The sequence below is a fragment of the Pseudomonas sp. GW821-FHT09E04 genome, assembly GCF_059416185.1.
Map to the genome: position 1 here is coordinate 494904 of NZ_JBWKOR010000002.1, position 16428 is coordinate 511331.

Below are 16428 nucleotides of genomic sequence, written 5' to 3' on the forward strand. Positions count from 1 at the left end.
TATCTGTTAACTGGATTATTAAGATAAGGGTTATCGGTTATATCGATATGCGATTTACTCTTCGTCAACTGCAAGTCTTCGTCGCCGTCGCCCAGCAGGAAAGTGTGTCCCGCGCTGCGGGTCTGCTTAACCTGTCGCAATCGGCCGCCAGCACTTCCATCACCGAACTGGAGCGCCAGTCCAGCTGCCAGCTGTTCGATCGCGCCGGCAAACGCCTGAGCCTCAACGCCCTCGGCAAACAGTTATTGCCGCAAGCGGTGGCCCTGCTCGATCAGGCCAAGGAAATCGAGGACCTGCTCAACGGCAAATCCGGTTTCGGCTCGCTGTCGGTGGGCGCGACCCTGACCATCGGCAATTACCTGGCGACGCTGCTGATCGGCGGTTTCATGCAACGTCACCCGGAAAGCCAAGTGAAGCTGCACGTGCAGAACACTGCCAATATCGTGCAACAAGTGGCGCATTACGAAATTGATCTGGGTCTAATCGAAGGCGATTGCAGCCACCCGGACATCGAAGTGCAGAGCTGGGTCGAGGATGAACTGGTGGTGTTCTGCGCCCCGCAGCATCCACTGGCCAAACGCGGCAGCGCGACCATGGAAGAGTTGACGCATGAAGCGTGGATTCTGCGCGAACAAGGCTCCGGCACCCGCCTGACCTTCGATCAGGCCATGCGTCACCATCGCAGTGCGCTGAACATTCGTCTGGAACTGGAACACACGGAAGCGATCAAGCGCGCCGTGGAATCAGGTTTGGGGATTGGCTGTATTTCGCGCCTGGCGCTGCGTGACGCCTTCCGGCGCGGCAGCCTGGTGCCGGTGGAGACGCCGGATCTGGATCTGGCGCGACAGTTCTACTTCATCTGGCACAAACAGAAGTACCAGACCTCCGCCATGCGCGAGTTTCTCGATCTGTGCCGCGCCTTCACCGCCGGGGTCCAGCGCAGCGACGAGATCGTCCTGCCGACGATCGCTTAAAGCAGAATCACCGCCCACACCAGGGCAATCATGCTCAGTGCCACGAATTGCGCGGCGCTGCCCATGTCCTTGGCGTTCTTGGACAGTGGGTGCAGTTCCAGGGAAATGCGGTCGATGGCCGCCTCCACCGCGGAGTTCAGCAGCTCGACGATCAGCGCCAGCAGGCACACAGCGATCAGCAACGCCTGCTCGACACGGCTGACATTCAGGAAGAACGTCAGTGGAATCAGCACCACGTTCAGCAGCACCAACTGACGGAACGCCGCTTCGCCGGTGAAGGCTGCGCGCAAACCGTCCAGCGAGTAACCGGAAGCGTTGAGGATGCGTTTCAGGCCCGTCTGGCCCTTGAAAGGTGACATAAAGTAGATAACCGACCAAAAAGAAGTGGGGAAGCTAGATCAACGAAAGTCAAAAAAGCGTGAAGACGCCAGCTATTACTGGCTCGGAATTGACTCAAGTTGTTGCAAGAGTAAAGCTGCCTGAGTCCGGGTCCGCACGTTCAACTTGCGAAAGATCGCCGTGACGTGGGCCTTGATGGTCGCTTCCGACACGCTCAACTCATAGGCGATCTGCTTGTTGAGCAGGCCTTCGCAGACCATGGTCAGCACCCGGAACTGCTGCGGCGTCAGGCTCGCCAGGCCATCGCTGGCAGCTTTGGCCTCATCGGAGACGCTGACCGCTTCGAACGCCTGGGGCGGCCAGAACACGTCGCCGTCCAGAACTTTGCGCACGGCTTCCTGAATCACGCTCAAGTCGCTCGACTTGGGAATGAAACCGCTGGCGCCGAACTCCCGCGACTTGACCATCACCGAAGCTTCTTCCTGCGCCGAAACCATCACCACTGGAATCTGCGGGTACTGCCCGCGCAACATCACCAGCCCGGAAAACCCGAAAGCGCCCGGCATGTTCAGGTCCAGCAGCACCAGGTCCCAGTCAGCCTTTTCGGTCAGGCGGGCTTCCAGTTCGGCAATGCTCGCCACTTCCACCATTCGCACATCCGGGCCAAGGCCCATCGTCACCGCTTGATGCAGTGCGCTACGAAAAAGAGGGTGATCATCGGCAATCAGGATGTCGTATGTGGCCATTTTTCAAATGATCCTGTTTTTGATGGCAGACCCGATGCATTCGAGTCTCACCAAGGCAACTCAAGATGCCGACGCTTTTGCAGCGGCATCCACAGGGGCACGTTCAACGCCAATCACGGACAAAAACGGCGTTTCAAACCTTGGCCGCACCCCAATCGGCGCCAAGCATGCCCAGCGAAGCCGGGGTGGTCAAGCAACACGGCCACTGCTTTAGCAGTATGGGCCAGTATCAGACGGGCACCGGCTGCGCATTTCGAATGAACGGCAGCAACTCGGCATGGGCCGGCGTCGACACGTTCACATCAAGCTGCTGTTTGGCCCCCAGGTAATGCTGGCTGAACACATCGAAATAGGCGTCCAGCGCCGACGCGGCGTCCGTGTCGCCCGCCAGTTCCAGGCACAGCGCCGCCACTTCGGCGGTGCACAGGTGCTCGCTGCGGGTGGAACGACGCAGGCGATAGCGCGACAGTTTGTCGGGCAACAGACTGAGGATCGGCAAGCGGTCGAAGTACGGGCTTTTGCGGAAGATCTTGCGGGCCTCGGTCCAGGTCGCGTCCAGCAGAATGAACAGCGGACGCTTGCTGCTATCGAGATCCACGGTGTTGGTCACCCGCGAAGGCTCGACGTATTCGCCGGGAAACACCAGATATGGCTGCCATTGCGGGTCGTTCAGCAGCGCCAGCAGTTGCTCGTCCGGTTCGGTCCGGGACCAGATGAAGGCGTGATTGTCCTGCACGATGTCGGCAATCAGCCAGCCGGTATTGCTCGGCTTGAACACTTCCTTGCCGGTCATGATCAGGCAGACACCGGAACGGGTGTCGACAGTCGGGCGCCAGGCGCACAGGCAATGGCTGATGATCACCCGACAGTCACGGCAGCGCTCGGAGCGAAAGCCACGGGCCTGAATCGGCTTGATGCCCTCATCCTCGCGCTGATCGCGCAGGCGGGCCACGGCGTTGGGGGCATGGTTCATTGCGGGCGACGCCGACTGACAGGAAAACTCGACACGAACAACTCTCGGCAAGGCAATAAAGGCCGGCAGTTTATCAGAGCGACGGGCACAAGCCTGTACCCTCCCGACCGGCTCCCCTATAATTCGCCGCCACTGAACGCACAGCCACGGGGCTGGTCGAACCACCAGTCACTGAATCAGGAGAGTTTCATGCTGCGCCTTATCGTTCCTACCGCGGCCATTGCGCTGGCGTTGTCCTTCAGCGCACAGGCTGCGTCCCTGAAAGAGCAGAACCTGAACAAGGAACTGCAAAACGTCGCTGCTCAAAGCAGTGCCGGCACGCCACGAGCGATCAACGAAGACATTCTCGATCAGGGCTACACCGTCGAAGGCACCACGCTGATCAACCACCTGAGCGTGCAGGCAAGCCATGCCGACAAGATGCGTGCCGATCCCAAGGCCGTGTATTTCCAGCTGGGCGCCTCGGTCTGCAACAACCCGTCGTACCGCAAGCTGATGGCCAAGGGTGCCGTGATGCGTTACGACTTCAGCGAAGTGAAGACCAACAAGGCAATCGGTTCCGCCAGCTATCAGGAATCGGATTGCCCGAAAGCCGCACCGGCGAAGAAAAAGTAACCTTCCGCAAAAGTAACTATCTGGAATTGGCGCGCCGCTGTTCATCCTCGGCGCGCAGTTCGGCCAACAAGGCCTGCAGATAACGCGAACGGCGATCCCCTCCCGACAAGCGCCGGCAGCACTCCTCTTCGAGACTCACATGATTGGTCTCGGCCGATGCTTTCAGCATTCGATACAGCTGCGTATCGATCTCCAGAATGACTCTGGTCATGTGTCCCGCCTCCTTGCCACCCGCAAATCCTTGAAGAGCGTGCACCTTGCGTACGGTCGTTGACGCAAAGTTGTCGTACGGCGCCTTTAACTTAGTAAATCAGAGCATTCAGCCCTCGACGTGGCATCAGACGAGCGGTGAAAACACTTCGCAAAGCGACAATAAGCAGTTGCCAGGAAAGACTTTGCGGCGCAATGCTCAATGAGCGAGAAATGCTTTGAGGGTCTAGATTCAAAGTATTCCCGATCATTTTATTAACGGCAGGAAAGGAGCTGCCGGCTGTTTGTTTTCTTGCAGCGCGGCACTGACGCCGCACGTCAGGGCCGAAGGCTCTGTGCAGAAGGAGAAGTTGCATGCCTTACCAACCGAATGACCTGCTCAGCCGTCATTTTCAGGAAAGCGGCCACGACCTCACCGGCAAGGTCGAAGAACAACTCAACCTGGTTTCCCCCAACAGTCCGAATATCCCCATTTACCGCGACATGATCCTGACCGTGCTGCGCATGGCCCAGGAAGATCACAACCGCTGGAACGCCAAGATCACCCTGCAAGCCCTGCGTGAACTGGAGCAGGCGTTTCGAACGCTTGAACAGTTCAAGGGCCGGCGCAAGGTCACGGTGTTCGGCTCGGCGCGCACGCCGGTTGAACATCCGTTGTACGCCATGGCACGTGAACTGGGCGCGGCTCTGGCCAGATCAGACATGATGGTCATCACCGGTGCCGGAGGTGGAATCATGGCCGCCGCACATGAAGGGGCCGGTCGTGATCACAGCCTGGGCTTCAACATCACCCTGCCCTTCGAACAGCACGCCAACCCAACTGTGGACGGCACCGGGAACCTGCTGCCCTTCCACTTTTTCTTCACGCGCAAACTGTTCTTCGTCAAGGAAGCCGATGCACTGGTGCTATGCCCCGGCGGCTTCGGCACGCTGGACGAAGCACTGGAAGTACTGACCCTGATTCAGACCGGCAAGAGTCCGCTGGTGCCGGTGGTACTGCTGGACGCGCCGGGCGGCACGTTCTGGCAAGGGGCGCTGGATTTCATTCGTCATCAACTGGAGGAAAACCGCTACATCCTGCCAACCGATCTGAAACTGATGCGCCTGGTCTACAGCGTTGAAGAGGCGGTGGAGCAGATCAACCAGTTCTACAGCAACTTCCACTCCAGCCGCTGGCTCAAGCGTCAGTTCGTGATTCGGATGAACCACAGGCTAAGCGATCAGGCACTCGATCACATGCAGGAAGCCTTCGCCGATCTGTGCCTGAGCGACCGGTTCCATCAACACGCCTACAGCGGCGAGGAACACGACGAGGCGCAATTCAGCCATCTGGCGCGACTGGCCTTCGCCTTCAACGCCCGGGATCACGGGCGCCTGCGCGAGCTGGTGGACTTCATCAACCTGCCGGAAAACTGGGCCCAGTCCAGACCACAAACGGCGCAGCACAACCGCGAACCCTCGAAGGTAATCTGAAGGCAAAAAAAAGCGGCCCGCTATCGAAATAGCGGGCCGCTTTTTTATTTTTTGATTGAAGCTGGAGCCGATTTAATCGTCCATCCCTCTGCCGCTGAACAAGCGGTTGATCATCTCCATCGAGAACCCTCGATACGCCAGAAACCGGCCTTGTCTGGCTCGCTCCTTGGCGTCGACGGGAAGCTGTCCGGAGAACTTCCGTTGCCACGTATCCGTTAGCTGTTCCTGCCAGTTGATACCGCTCTCGCGCAAGGCAAGTTCGATATCGGCACGCTGCAAGCCGCGCTGGCTGAGTTCCTCACGAATCCGTAACGGGCCGTAACCTGAACGGGCGCGGTAGGAAACAAAGCTTTCCAGATAACGGGCTTCGGAAAGCAGACCTTCTTCCGTCAAGCGGTCGAGGGCTGTTTCGATCATCTCGGGTGGGGCGCCGCGCTGACGCAGTTTACGCGTCAGCTCGACTCGACCGTGCTCGCGACGTGCGAGCAGGTCCATTGCGGTTCGCCGCACCGCGACGAGGGTATCGAGTACGGCGGTTGTCATCGGTGCAATCAGATGTCAGCGTCAGCCAGGTCATCTTCGGTCTCTTTGACCGCAGATGCCTTGGAGTCAGCGATCACGGCTGGCGACAGCAGCTTGTCACGCAGTTGCTTCTCGAGCTTGGCCGCAACTTCCGGGTTGTCTGCCAGGAACTTGGCCGAGTTGGCCTTGCCCTGACCGATCTTGGTGCCTTCGTAGGCATACCAGGCGCCGGACTTCTCGACGAAACCGTGCAGCACGCCCAGATCGATCATCTCGCCGTTCAGGTAGATGCCCTTGCCGTAAAGAATCTGGAACTCGGCCTGACGGAACGGCGAAGCCACCTTGTTCTTCACAACCTTGACGCGGGTTTCGCTGCCGACCACTTCGTCGCCTTCCTTCACCGCGCCGGTACGGCGGATGTCGAGACGAACCGAAGCGTAGAACTTCAGCGCGTTACCACCGGTGGTGGTTTCCGGGCTGCCGAACATCACACCGATCTTCATGCGGATCTGGTTGATGAAGATCACCAGGCAGTTGGCGTTCTTGATGTTACCGGTGATCTTACGCAGCGCCTGGGACATCAGACGGGCTTGCAGGCCCACGTGCATGTCACCCATTTCACCTTCGATTTCAGCCTTCGGCACCAGTGCAGCCACGGAGTCGACGATGATCACGTCAACGGCGTTGGAGCGCACCAGCATGTCGGTGATTTCCAGGGCCTGCTCGCCGGTGTCCGGCTGGGAAACCAGCAGGTCGTCGACGTTGACGCCCAGTTTGCCGGCGTACTCGGGGTCGAGGGCGTGTTCGGCGTCGACGAAGGCGCAGGTCGCGCCGGCCTTTTGAGCCTGGGCGATCACGGACAGCGTCAGTGTGGTTTTACCGGAAGATTCAGGACCGTAGATTTCAACAATACGACCTTTTGGCAGGCCGCCGATGCCGAGCGCGATGTCCAGACCCAGAGAGCCGGTGGAAATGGCCGGAATCGCCTGACGATCCTGATCGCCCATACGCATTACGGCACCCTTGCCGAATTGACGTTCGATCTGACCCAGGGCCGCAGCCAAGGCTTTCTTCTTGTTGTCGTCCATTAAAGTCCTCACGTAATCAATAAGGCCTGACGGCCAACACCTGTATAAGTAGCCAGTATTATTCCACAGCGTTCGCGGATCGCCTACCCCTGATTTTCGATTTCTCGTGCCGCTAGTCGCAGGAGCCCCTCTAGCGCGGCCTTCACCGTTTGTCGGCGGACTTCATCGCGATTGCCGGGGAAGTGCTGCACCTCGCTGGAAACCGCATCGCCCACACCCCAAGCCAGCCATACCGTGCCCACCGGTTTGCTCGGCGAACCGCCGTCCGGCCCGGCCACACCGCTGACCGCCACGGCAAATCGCGCACGGCTGTGTTTCTGCGCGCCGCGCACCATCGCCTCGACCACCTCGCGACTGACGGCGCCCACCGTCCCGAAGAGTTCGGCGGGTACGTTCAGTTGCTGGGTTTTCTGTCGGTTGGAGTAGGTCACATAACCGGCCTCGAACCATGCCGAACTCCCCGGAATCCGGGTAATCGCTTCAGCGATGCCGCCGCCGGTGCAGGACTCGGCCGTGGTGACGTGGGCATTGAGCAACTGCAGGCGTCGGCCAAGTTCGGCCGCCAGTTGGGTGAGGTCTTTCACGGCACTCTCCGGATCAGGTGGAATGTCTACCACCGTACACGAGCCGGTTGCGCTTTCAATACACAAGCTTATTCAAAATGTGCAGGCGCCAGCGCCCTGATATAGGCCTGACAGGCTTGCAGGGCAATCAGTCCGCGGTCGCCTTCACCGGTGATGGCGACAATTCGTTGAGCATGCGCCGGGTCAAGTCGGGCGCGTACGGTTGCATGATCCACGCCGCCGGTGCCGGAGGCGGCTGGCACACCGCAGCCTTGGGCAGCGTCGCCTGCGTCGATGAGGACTGACAGGCGCAGATCAGCAGTGGCAAGGCGATCGCGCAGGCGATCCTGATCACGTTGGGCATCGCTGAGTGCTCGATAGTGGGTTTGCTCACTGGCCGTGAGCCGTTGCTCCAGGGCCAGACGCTTGTCCTGCTCGGCCTGTTGCGCAGTGGCGGCCGCCAGGGTCATTTGGTTGAGGGTTTCGGCGTGCAGCCGCGCCCGTTCAGCCAGTTGGCGGCCGTAACGCCAGTCCTGGAATTGCCAGGCCAGCGCCGCCGCTCCCGCTGCCAGCAGCACCAGGCCGAGCAGCCGCCCGATACTCAGACTGAAGGCAGGCATAACACCGCCCTCGCCCGCCCCCAAAGCTCCAGCCGATCCTGCAACCCGTTCAACCCGCCGTTGATGCGCCGGGTGATGCTGTTGAACTCATCACGGTCGGCCAGTGCGTTCAGGCCGTTCTGCTCCCAGAACCACGCCGCGGACTCGGCCGCCCATTGCGGTTGTTCCAGCAGCTCCGGCAAGGCCAGCAGTCGTTCATCGCCGAACAGCCCGAGGCTGCACTGGCGATAGTTGGTGCGGCCGGTGATCTGGATCAGCCCGCGGCCGCGATACTTCTGCCCGTCGCCATCGACTTCCGGTGTATTGCCAAGACGCAAGGCCAGCGTACCGGTGTCGTACTTGCTCAGGTATTGGTTGTTGCCCAGTTCACGCACGTACTGCAATTGGCCGGACTCATGCCCGACCTGGGCGAGAAACGCGGCAATGCGCTTGGGTGCGTCGATGCGATGGCGAGCCATGGCGTCGTTGAGCGGTGAAACAAAAACGCCCGCTTGGGAGCGGGCGTTGGGCATGATGGTTTTAAGGTTGTCTTCTGTAATTTGCATAATGCGTAATCCTCCCTGGATGCTCCGATTGAATCACGACTGACGACCGAGACCGGTCAGCCATTTCTTTGCCAGGGTTTTCAGGGTGCCATCAGGGGCACTGTCTTCTTGCGACGAAAACACCCAGCCGAGGGTGCCGAAATTCGCCATCCAGTCGATTTGCGGTGTTGGAGTGATCTCGGTGATATCGACCCAGAGCAGATCCGGGTGAAACATCTCGACCATGTTTCCGTCAGTCGAGAACAGCTCGACCACCGTGTCATTGACGATGCGGGCGTAGGTTTTCATCAGGCGTACTCGTAGATGATCACGACACCAGGGGCACCTGATGTTCCTGATTTGCCAGCCAGATTGGGGCCAATTGCGACCCCGCCGCCGCCGGATCCATATCCCGAGCCGGAGTAGCCGGGGAAGCTGGTAATGACGGTGGTGCCGAACCCGAGGCCACCACTGCCCAACGGAGAGCTGCCACCATGCCCCGCCAGCGTCGAACTATTGACCGAGATGCCCGGTGATCCCGGGGCCCCGGCTGAGTTGACGATGTTCCCGCCGGACGCAATTTCACCGGGATACCCGCCCACACAAAGTCCTGCCGACGATCCGGAAACAACACCGACCCAGAGGGAACCCTGACCTCCCGGTGCCGATACCAGCGAGCCCAGCGAGCTGGTTCCCCCGACGCCGCCGTTCGTCTGTGCGGCTCCGGCAGCCCCACCGGCACCGATCGTGACGATCTGGCTCGCACCGATCCTGTCGCTCGGCAACCGGGCCTCGGCGTAACTGCCGGAAGCACCACCACCGGAGACGGCATATTGATTCGCACCGGTCGCTGCAATACCCGCACTCCCGCCACCGCCGCCCACGACTTTGACCAATACGGATCGCATCCCCACGGTCGGCGTATAAACACCACTGACAGCAAATGTCTTCACATTCAACAAACGACCACTCAAGGCATTGCCACCGCTGGCATACACCAGCAACCAACTGTCCAGCGCGGCGCTATACACCACCGAACACACACTGCCGCCAATAATCTCGGCTGGCCGTAATGCACTCTGTGCCAGACTCAATAGCGGTTTGGGCAGAAGACCATTCGGTGCAAATGTGCTCGCTCCGGTGTTGGCATTGCCTGCGGTGAAACGCAGCGCCAGAGCGTCCTTCAACGTCGTGATGGCCGGCACATAATTGGCCATGTAGAGATTGGCAGCGCCGATATCCGCTGCGTGTTTATCTGCACCGGCCTGGCTGATTTTCCTGATCGCCTGCAGCAACTGCGTCGCATCGCTTTCGCTCGGCTCAAGTCCCGCAGACTTGACGACATTCAACAGCTCATCGGTGATGCCATTGCCCCAGGTCGCGGGGATCAACGACCCCGGCAACCCGCCAACGACGTCTTCATTGACGAACTTGCCGTTCACCAGCCCTATGCCGGGAACGCTTTTCGGGTAATCCACGTTTGTATCTCCTCAGTTTCCGTTGTGCAGCAAGCCTTCAAGCCAGTCGGGCTCTACCGGACGAGCTTGCGGATCAGGAAACTCCGGATCGTTGGGCCAGTCGCGCAATGCCTGCCGATAGGCGAGAAGCTGTTTGAACTCTTCGGCGCGCAGGGTCGTGCCGTCGCCGACTTCCAGCTCCTCAGCGTCACGCCATACCAGCCATTGGGTGTCGCGAAGAACAGCATTGCGCCATGCGCGTTCATGAGTGATCGCAGCCTCAGGGGAGATGACCGGATCGGTCAGTACGGGTTGCCCACTGGCACTGGCGCTGATGACCTTGCCCGTTGCCTGCCCGGCAAACAATTCGGCGTATTGGGCGTGGGTGATTTCTACGGCGCCTTCAGGTAACTCCGGAGAAGGGCTTTCGACCCGATCAAATCCGAGTGTCTGTGCAAAGAAATAGATCTTCATCGTTATCGCCCCCAAACCAGAATGCGGCCCATGATGCCGGGTGCCGGTCTCACACTCGTGCCGTCGACATTCCTGACCCGCGCCGCAGCTACCGATGTTGTTGAAAGGGTCGAATCAAACGCCCAGACAGTCGTGTTGCCCGCGCTCCAGCCGGACGGGTTCCCCTCATCGGCCACTCCGCCGACGATCGCCGTCTGGAACCTGACCGGCAAAGACAGGCTCATGATGCCGTTGGCGTCAGAACCACCCACAACCCATTGCAGAATCAAACCGCTGGGCAGTTTTTGATAACCGGCACTGGCTAGCTGCAAGGTAAAGGCGTTTGAATATTTCAGGCTCGCAGTGCCATGGACCGTCCAGATGCCATAGCCCTTCACGAACTGCGCGCTTTCACCGCCGTTGATCGTGATCGAACTCAAGTAAGCACCCTGCGGGCAGATTTGTGTTCCGGTTTTACTGGCGATCGTGATGACTGAGTTGCTGAGGCAATGAAAACTGAGAGTGGCACCATCGGGGACACTGGAAACCTCAGGCAGTGTCACGGTGTAAGCCGCGCTTCCACCCAGTCCGAATGCGCACCCCACATCTGCAGCCGTGAGCTGTGTCGTGTCGACCAGGCTCCGGGCACTGGCATGGTTACCCAACGCACGTTGCACGAACTCAGGCGTGGCCACCGCTTTTCCGGTATCGAACTGCGGCGGAGTCGCAAACAATCGGGAACTGCGCAACGCACCCAGCAACTGATTGTTCGACGCCTCGCTGGGCGTCATGCCAGCGGCTTGAACAACGCTGAGAATTTCCTGCGTGACACCATTGCCCCACGCCGCCGGAATCAGCGAACCGGGTTTTCCGGCAACCGGATCCTCATCGGCAAACTGTCCATTGACCAGCCCGACGCTGGGTACACTCTTGGGATAGTCCAAGGCTTATCTCCTTATCTGAAAACATGGGTTGCGTGATGGCTTCAGCCAATCGCGCCGGCCAGCCACTGCGGTGCTGAGGGCCGCGAAACGGATGACGGATATGCGCCGGAACCAGGCCAGTCGCGCAATGCCTGGCGGTACTCGAGCAGCTCCAGGTACTGCTGGGCCTTGAGCGTTGTCCCGCGTCCCAATTCCTGCTCATCGCGGTGGCGGGTGACCCGCCATTCGGTGGCTGCGAGAGCCGACTGACGCCAGGTACGCTCCGCCGCCAGAGGCTGGTTTTCCTCAACCTCGGGGGCCTTGGCGACAACAGGGTTTTGCGGTTCGTACGCAGGCTCGATGGCGGGAGCTGTCTCGTCCATCGACGCGCCGATTTCGACGTTGACGCCTTCGGGCACCGGTACCATCGCCGCGACAAACGCAGGCGCGAACAGTTGTTCGATCGCGAAGTCACCGGTGTCGATCACTTCGACCGCGACACCGTTTTCAATACGTGCATAACGGGCCATTACTCGTACTCCCAGATTTCACAGAAGGCGTTGCCACCGGCGCCGCTCACGACTGATGCGGATGCATTGTTCGAGCACGAACCACTTCCTCCCGAGCCACGAACACCGGCAATACCAATGCTGTTCACACCTATCAGCGGCGCACCGCCATCGAACGGGCTGGGGCCTCCGCCCCCGCAGAGCATTCCCCAGTTGCCGTTGTACATCGCAAAGGTGCCGGTGATGCCCCGAGCACTGCAGAGGTTGCCGCCCGTAACGACTTGCCCTCCCGAACCGCCTTGCACAAAGCCGGACGCCGTTGGGGACGTCAGGACGGTAATCGTCTGCCCGCCCATGCCTCCCGAAACACTCAGGTAGGAACCGAAAGAAGCGCCGCCACCGGCCAGGCCAACCGCGTTACGTGGGGCACCGCCGGCGCCCAGAGTGACCGGAACACCGGTCAGCATTTCCGGCGTGACGTCATACAGGCTTTCCCCATAAGCGCCCGCCCCGCCGCCACCGCCAATGCCTAAATTAGTCGCCGGGATGGGTGCACATCCGCCCCCCGAACCACCCGCCCCGACCAGCCGCACGCGAATCCGTCTGGCTCGCGGGTTCGGCTTGTAAACCGTGATCCCGACCGCGTCGATCTGCCGGACCGCCAGCAACCGCCCCACGGCATCGGTGATGCCGTAGCCCGCCAGCGTGGTCGGGGTGTTCTTCAGTTTGGTGAAGTCGACCAGGGCGCCAATGGCCGTTGCCAATTGGTTGGTCTTGGTCTCGTCCGGCGTCAGTCCGGCCGCCTTGATGGCGTTGAGAATTTCTTGCGTGACACTGTTGCCCCAGGCGGCGGGGATCAACGACCCGGGCGTGCCGGCAACGGGGTTTTCATCGATAAAACCACCGTCGACCAGGCCGACGCCGGGAATGCTTTTCGGATAGTCCATTGCGCTGCTTCCTGTGCTGCAATCAGCTGGTGACGGTTGTGCCGGGCACAGCCGGCCAGGTGATTTCGCCGGGGAAACCGGTCTGCTTTTCGATGCGGTTCAGCTCGACGCTGTAGAGCTTCCACTCAAGCAGTTGCAACTGTTCTTCGTGGCTGGCATCACCGATGTCTTCGGCGTATTGCAGGGGGGCAATGCGCAGGACGGCGTCGCGCAGCAGCGTGTCGCGTTGATTGAGGACTTTGGTAGTGAGATCCGTCCGGTGTCGTTGCTCATCGAGCACCCACGCGTTGTCCTGCCAGACATGAAACTCGTCCGGGCAAGGTTCCGCGGTGAACTCATCCGTCAGCGCACCCAATTCGCTCCAGGTCTGCTGGGCACCGTTGTCCTTGCGGTACACGATGCCGCGCAGATCAATCAGTTCACGCGGAACGCCGTTGGCCATCGCCCACGTGCGCCCCTGCTCTGCCGCCGGCAACTCGTAAGCCAGTTGAACGGCATTGGCAGGTAATTGAACGCCGATTCCGGGCGTCACGAAAAACTCCACCGGCCCCACCAGAGCGCCAGCGTCATCGACCAGATAATTGAACATTGAAAAGACCTCAGATGACTTTCATGCGGCCGGGATAGGCAACGTTGCGGGGACGAGATGAGAAGGAATACAAAAGCGTGTTGGCCGTATCCATCTGATAGCTGGTGCCGGCGGGGTAGATCGGGCCTCCGTTGGTAGGCGTGGAGTAGGTTTTCGTTTCGTGAGTCTGCGCGCCGACCGCCGCCAGACTGTCAGACCAACGTGAGCCAATGGCTCCCGCGCCCTGAGCCCCCATGGCATACGAGTGCACCGTACCCGCCTGGTTGCTGCCCATCATGCGGCCCGAGTCGACGTTGCGGCCTTCGTCCAGTACGCGCAGGAACTCGCCACGCAACTCCGGGCCTCGAAATGTCAGAGCACCATCACCCGGCGTCCAGTTGCCCTCGTTGCCCACGCGGGTGGCTTCGGTATTGAGCATTCCGGAGCGCTGCGCGTGGTCCCACAGCCAGGGCCATTCGGCACGATTCATCAGCGTGCCGTTCAGCGCGCCGTATCCACCGGGACTGAGCACGATGGTGGTTTCAAAAAACGGCCGCCCCAGTGGCGTGTTGTCGAAGCGCCCCACAGGCCACCAACTGCCAGCACCGTCGCTGCGCAAATGCCACCAGTCACCGCCGCCCATCAATACGAAGAATGGATAACCACTCGGCGAGAGATGGGTGTGAAAGCGTATGCGGTCAGTGCCGGAGGCCTGGATGACCATACGGTTTCCGCTGTTGTCCACGCGACGAACAATCACGTCACGCACGCCAAGAGCGACGTCGGCGGGAGGCAACACCAGCGTCAAGGCACCGGGACTGCCGTCGATCAGCACCAGGCCAAGCTCTTGCCCGGTCAGTGTTTTGGAAGCAGCCAACCGTGTGATGACCGAACGCATCGGACTGGCATTACCGACAACCGACTGAATGGCCTTGAACAACTGCCCGGTATCAGCCTCGGCGGCAGTCATCCCGGCGCCGGTAATCACGCTGAGAATTTCTTGTGTAACGCTGTTGCCCCACACCGCCGGTATCAACGACCCGGGCGTTCCCGCCACCGGGTTTTCATCGACGAAGCGGCCGTCGACCAGGCCAACGCTGGGGACGCTCTTTGGATAATCCATTGGATGTTCGTTCCTCTGTCATGACAAATGAAACGTGGCGGCGCGAAGGCTTTCGCAACGGCGCAAACGCTTCTGTTCCTGAAAATAAAAAGCCCACAACGAAGTGGGCTTGGGTGCAGCAAGTTGCGATTACCGGGTCGAGTTGCCGGTCAATTCGCGAATGGCCAGCAGTGCCTCATCAGCGGCAGCGCGAGCCTGATCCATCTGGCCCTTGCTCGCGTACGCGCGGATCTGGGTCTTGGCTTTCAGGCGCAAGGTGCGCAAGGTCAGCAGGTTCTCGCTGAGTTGGGCAGCCTTGTCGAGGATCTGCTCGGCCGACTGTTTTGCCGACCGACCCTTGGCGACCCAAGCAGCGACGGACAGCGGCACTTCCTTTTTCGGGTAACCGGCGTCCTGATAGGCCTGAGCGTCGATCGCCGCCTGGGCGTACTCGAGGGCTTTGAGCGGGTCACCGGCCAGTGCGGTGCGTGCGCTGTCGGCGACTGCATCGAGATTGACGCACAGACGTTCGGTTTCTTCCTGCTGCAGTGCGGCGACTCTGTCGTCACTCAGCTCCCACTTCTCGCCATCCCAGACATGTGCGGTGGAGGGTTGTGCAGGACGCAAGCCTTCCTCGAACTGATGCAGTTCATGAATGATGATCATCGGATCAACTCCCAGGAAAAATTCACATTGACGGCGGCGGCAAAGTTGACCGCGATGCCGCTGGCGTAATCGGCCGGACCGACGCTCTTGAGCCCCATGCTGAACAGCAATTCGTCACTGGCGGCATTGCCCGCGCCCCAGGTATGTTCGGCCTGATACGCCTGCCACAGTGAGCGCAATTCGTTATGGTCGAAGCTGGCGGTCAATGTCGAAACCGTCGTATCGCTGACCACGTTGCTGGAGAAAATAAGCGCGGCGCCACCGGCCGTTGCCCAGCCATCCCAGTTGCTGGAGGTGCCCACGGTCGGGTTGAGGAAGCAATAGTTGCCACCCAGCCATCCGCCCGGCGCGAAGTTCACACTGGTGATGCCGGTCGGGTGCGGCGTGGGATTGCCCACCACCAGACGCGCCGCTCGCGCATGTGGATCCAGCGGCAGATACACCACTCCATTGCCATTGACCGTCTGCGTCCACGACAACCGGCTTCGGTTGTAGATCAGCCTGACAGTCGGCACCGAACCGGGTCCGGCGGTGACAACCCAGGCCAGACAGATATCCAGCGGCGTCGACTGGAAGCCACCACCCGCTGCGCCATTTACCGTGCCCTTCAAACCTTCCGGTGTCGCGTCATAGACTGTGCCGCGCTGCATGTAAAAGGTCAGCGCACCGCCAATCACCTGAGCGCGCAGAAAGTAACCCGAACTCGGCAGCAGGTCGGCACTGCTCCAGGCCTGAGTGGTGAACGTACGCGAACGCCCCAACTGCCCTGCCACGACTTCCTGTCCGAGGCTGACCAATACGCCTGCCGGGATCGATACTCGGCCGCCACTGGTCGACACCGCGGCTGGCGTCACCGCCAGACGCCCGTCCGCTGTGGCCACGGTTGCCGCAGGCAAAGACCCGATCGGCAACGCCGAATCCAGATTCCAGCCCTTGGCCGTCACCGTCTGAATAGCCTGCAGCAACTGATCGTATTTCTTCTCGTCCGGGGTCAGATCCCCGGCCTTGATCACGCTGAGGATTTCCTGCGTGACGCTGTTGCCCCAGTCCGCCGGAATCAACGATCCCGGCGTTCCGGTCAGCGGGTTTTCATCGACAAACTTCCCATTCACCAGACCGGCGCTGGGCACACTCTTCGGATAATCCATTGCGTTAT

22 protein-coding genes are annotated in these 16428 nt (G+C 60.4%); 3 read left to right on the forward strand and 19 right to left on the reverse strand.

Annotated elements, in window-relative coordinates:
* Window positions 1-47 precede the first annotated feature (47 nt).
* On the forward strand, window positions 48-974 hold the full coding sequence (locus tag AC07N4_RS08670; protein ID WP_085729869.1) for a LysR family transcriptional regulator: 927 nt from the start codon (window positions 48-50) through the stop codon (window positions 972-974).
* Here the strand turns inward: AC07N4_RS08670 and AC07N4_RS08675 are convergent.
* From AC07N4_RS08675 to AC07N4_RS08685, 3 genes are all read right to left on the reverse strand, one after another.
* Complete coding sequence (locus AC07N4_RS08675) at window positions 971-1333, reverse strand: diacylglycerol kinase (protein WP_003222276.1); 363 nt, start codon at window positions 1331-1333, stop codon at window positions 971-973. The genes AC07N4_RS08670 and AC07N4_RS08675 overlap by 4 nt on opposite strands.
* A 75-nt stretch (window positions 1334-1408) precedes the next feature.
* Window positions 1409-2059 carry a response regulator transcription factor ErdR gene (gene erdR / locus AC07N4_RS08680; protein ID WP_085647827.1) on the reverse strand — a complete coding sequence of 217 codons (651 nt, stop codon included), beginning with the start codon at window positions 2057-2059 and terminating at the stop codon, window positions 1409-1411.
* Between the two features lie 229 nt (window positions 2060-2288).
* Window positions 2289-3032, reverse strand: a complete 744-nt coding sequence (locus AC07N4_RS08685) for a tRNA-uridine aminocarboxypropyltransferase (RefSeq protein WP_273539933.1) — start codon at window positions 3030-3032, stop codon at window positions 2289-2291.
* Between the two features lie 189 nt (window positions 3033-3221).
* Between AC07N4_RS08685 and AC07N4_RS08690 the strand changes: the two genes are divergently transcribed.
* Window positions 3222-3647, forward strand: a complete 426-nt coding sequence (locus AC07N4_RS08690) for a PA3611 family quorum-sensing-regulated virulence factor (protein ID WP_096819565.1) — start codon at window positions 3222-3224, stop codon at window positions 3645-3647.
* 16 nt (window positions 3648-3663) lie between these two features.
* Here AC07N4_RS08690 and AC07N4_RS08695 read toward each other — a convergent pair whose 3' ends face one another.
* The gene (locus tag AC07N4_RS08695; protein ID WP_096819566.1) at window positions 3664-3858 is read right to left on the reverse strand and encodes a hypothetical protein; all 195 of its coding nucleotides are present in this window, start codon (window positions 3856-3858) and stop codon (window positions 3664-3666) included.
* A gap of 353 nt (window positions 3859-4211) precedes the next feature.
* Between AC07N4_RS08695 and AC07N4_RS08700 the strand changes: the two genes are divergently transcribed.
* Window positions 4212-5330, forward strand: a complete 1119-nt coding sequence (locus AC07N4_RS08700) for an LOG family protein (protein ID WP_096819567.1) — start codon at window positions 4212-4214, stop codon at window positions 5328-5330.
* Window positions 5331-5402: 72 nt separating this feature from the next.
* Here AC07N4_RS08700 and recX read toward each other — a convergent pair whose 3' ends face one another.
* From recX to AC07N4_RS08775, 15 genes are all read right to left on the reverse strand, one after another.
* Window positions 5403-5873, reverse strand: a complete 471-nt coding sequence (gene recX, locus AC07N4_RS08705; protein WP_305837031.1) for a recombination regulator RecX — start codon at window positions 5871-5873, stop codon at window positions 5403-5405.
* Between the two features lie 8 nt (window positions 5874-5881).
* Entirely contained in the window at window positions 5882-6940 is a 1059-nt protein-coding gene (gene recA / locus AC07N4_RS08710) for a recombinase RecA (protein ID WP_003222269.1), read from the reverse strand.
* 83 nt (window positions 6941-7023) lie between these two features.
* On the reverse strand, window positions 7024-7524 hold the full coding sequence (locus AC07N4_RS08715; protein ID WP_493065381.1) for a CinA family protein: 501 nt from the start codon (window positions 7522-7524) through the stop codon (window positions 7024-7026).
* Between the two features lie 68 nt (window positions 7525-7592).
* The gene (locus tag AC07N4_RS08720) at window positions 7593-8123 is read right to left on the reverse strand and encodes a lysis system i-spanin subunit Rz (RefSeq protein WP_493065380.1); all 531 of its coding nucleotides are present in this window, start codon (window positions 8121-8123) and stop codon (window positions 7593-7595) included.
* Window positions 8105-8668, reverse strand: coding sequence for a glycoside hydrolase family 19 protein (locus tag AC07N4_RS08725; RefSeq protein WP_096819571.1), 564 nt, complete (start codon window positions 8666-8668; stop codon window positions 8105-8107). The genes AC07N4_RS08720 and AC07N4_RS08725 overlap by 19 nt, the downstream gene beginning before the upstream one ends.
* A gap of 33 nt (window positions 8669-8701) precedes the next feature.
* A complete protein-coding gene (locus tag AC07N4_RS08730) occupies window positions 8702-8956 on the reverse strand; it encodes a hypothetical protein (RefSeq protein ID WP_096819572.1) in 255 nt (84 codons plus the stop codon).
* Complete coding sequence (locus AC07N4_RS08735) at window positions 8956-10125, reverse strand: glycine-rich domain-containing protein (RefSeq protein WP_493065379.1); 1170 nt, start codon at window positions 10123-10125, stop codon at window positions 8956-8958. The genes AC07N4_RS08730 and AC07N4_RS08735 overlap by 1 nt, the downstream gene beginning before the upstream one ends.
* A 12-nt stretch (window positions 10126-10137) precedes the next feature.
* On the reverse strand, window positions 10138-10578 hold the full coding sequence (locus tag AC07N4_RS08740) for a phage tail assembly chaperone (RefSeq protein WP_493065378.1): 441 nt from the start codon (window positions 10576-10578) through the stop codon (window positions 10138-10140).
* A gap of 2 nt (window positions 10579-10580) precedes the next feature.
* Window positions 10581-11501 (reverse strand): gp53-like domain-containing protein, encoded by a 921-nt coding sequence (locus AC07N4_RS08745; protein WP_096819575.1) that lies wholly within the window; start codon window positions 11499-11501, stop codon window positions 10581-10583.
* A gap of 41 nt (window positions 11502-11542) precedes the next feature.
* Window positions 11543-12010, reverse strand: coding sequence for a phage tail assembly chaperone (locus AC07N4_RS08750; protein WP_096819576.1), 468 nt, complete (start codon window positions 12008-12010; stop codon window positions 11543-11545).
* Window positions 12010-12936, reverse strand: coding sequence for a glycine-rich domain-containing protein (locus AC07N4_RS08755; RefSeq protein ID WP_102621395.1), 927 nt, complete (start codon window positions 12934-12936; stop codon window positions 12010-12012). The genes AC07N4_RS08750 and AC07N4_RS08755 overlap by 1 nt, the downstream gene beginning before the upstream one ends.
* A 22-nt stretch (window positions 12937-12958) precedes the next feature.
* Complete coding sequence (locus AC07N4_RS08760; protein ID WP_102621396.1) at window positions 12959-13525, reverse strand: tail fiber assembly protein; 567 nt, start codon at window positions 13523-13525, stop codon at window positions 12959-12961.
* Between the two features lie 10 nt (window positions 13526-13535).
* On the reverse strand, window positions 13536-14627 hold the full coding sequence (locus AC07N4_RS08765) for a phage tail protein (RefSeq protein WP_102621397.1): 1092 nt from the start codon (window positions 14625-14627) through the stop codon (window positions 13536-13538).
* Between the two features lie 129 nt (window positions 14628-14756).
* Window positions 14757-15272 carry a phage tail protein gene (locus AC07N4_RS08770; protein WP_493065377.1) on the reverse strand — a complete coding sequence of 172 codons (516 nt, stop codon included), beginning with the start codon at window positions 15270-15272 and terminating at the stop codon, window positions 14757-14759.
* Complete coding sequence (locus AC07N4_RS08775; RefSeq protein WP_493065376.1) at window positions 15269-16420, reverse strand: phage tail protein; 1152 nt, start codon at window positions 16418-16420, stop codon at window positions 15269-15271. Before AC07N4_RS08775 ends, AC07N4_RS08770 begins: the two co-directional genes overlap by 4 nt.
* Window positions 16421-16428 lie beyond the last annotated feature (8 nt).

Excerpts from the sequence above, each read along its gene's own strand:
- AC07N4_RS08670 (WP_085729869.1), top strand. The coding sequence starts at position 48 with ATGCGATTTACTCTTCGTCAACTGCAAGTCTTCGTCGCCGTCGCCCAG.
- erdR (WP_085647827.1), bottom strand. The coding sequence starts at position 2,059 with ATGGCCACATACGACATCCTGATTGCCGATGATCACCCTCTTTTTCGT.
- AC07N4_RS08750 (WP_096819576.1), bottom strand. The coding sequence starts at position 12,010 with ATGGCCCGTTATGCACGTATTGAAAACGGTGTCGCGGTCGAAGTGATC.
- AC07N4_RS08720 (WP_493065380.1), bottom strand. The coding sequence starts at position 8,123 with ATGCCTGCCTTCAGTCTGAGTATCGGGCGGCTGCTCGGCCTGGTGCTG.
- AC07N4_RS08775 (WP_493065376.1), bottom strand. The coding sequence starts at position 16,420 with ATGGATTATCCGAAGAGTGTGCCCAGCGCCGGTCTGGTGAATGGGAAG.
- AC07N4_RS08725 (WP_096819571.1), bottom strand. The coding sequence starts at position 8,668 with ATGCAAATTACAGAAGACAACCTTAAAACCATCATGCCCAACGCCCGC.
- AC07N4_RS08765 (WP_102621397.1), bottom strand. The coding sequence starts at position 14,627 with ATGGATTATCCAAAGAGCGTCCCCAGCGTTGGCCTGGTCGACGGCCGC.
- AC07N4_RS08755 (WP_102621395.1), bottom strand. The coding sequence starts at position 12,936 with ATGGACTATCCGAAAAGCATTCCCGGCGTCGGCCTGGTCGACGGTGGT.
- AC07N4_RS08700 (WP_096819567.1), top strand. The coding sequence starts at position 4,212 with ATGCCTTACCAACCGAATGACCTGCTCAGCCGTCATTTTCAGGAAAGC.
- AC07N4_RS08770 (WP_493065377.1), bottom strand. The coding sequence starts at position 15,272 with ATGATCATCATTCATGAACTGCATCAGTTCGAGGAAGGCTTGCGTCCT.
- recA (WP_003222269.1), bottom strand. The coding sequence starts at position 6,940 with ATGGACGACAACAAGAAGAAAGCCTTGGCTGCGGCCCTGGGTCAGATC.
- AC07N4_RS08685 (WP_273539933.1), bottom strand. The coding sequence starts at position 3,032 with ATGAACCATGCCCCCAACGCCGTGGCCCGCCTGCGCGATCAGCGCGAG.
- recX (WP_305837031.1), bottom strand. The coding sequence starts at position 5,873 with ATGACAACCGCCGTACTCGATACCCTCGTCGCGGTGCGGCGAACCGCA.
- AC07N4_RS08695 (WP_096819566.1), bottom strand. The coding sequence starts at position 3,858 with ATGACCAGAGTCATTCTGGAGATCGATACGCAGCTGTATCGAATGCTG.
- AC07N4_RS08730 (WP_096819572.1), bottom strand. The coding sequence starts at position 8,956 with ATGAAAACCTACGCCCGCATCGTCAATGACACGGTGGTCGAGCTGTTC.
- AC07N4_RS08760 (WP_102621396.1), bottom strand. The coding sequence starts at position 13,525 with ATGTTCAATTATCTGGTCGATGACGCTGGCGCTCTGGTGGGGCCGGTG.
- AC07N4_RS08740 (WP_493065378.1), bottom strand. The coding sequence starts at position 10,578 with ATGAAGATCTATTTCTTTGCACAGACACTCGGATTTGATCGGGTCGAA.
- AC07N4_RS08690 (WP_096819565.1), top strand. The coding sequence starts at position 3,222 with ATGCTGCGCCTTATCGTTCCTACCGCGGCCATTGCGCTGGCGTTGTCC.
- AC07N4_RS08675 (WP_003222276.1), bottom strand. The coding sequence starts at position 1,333 with ATGTCACCTTTCAAGGGCCAGACGGGCCTGAAACGCATCCTCAACGCT.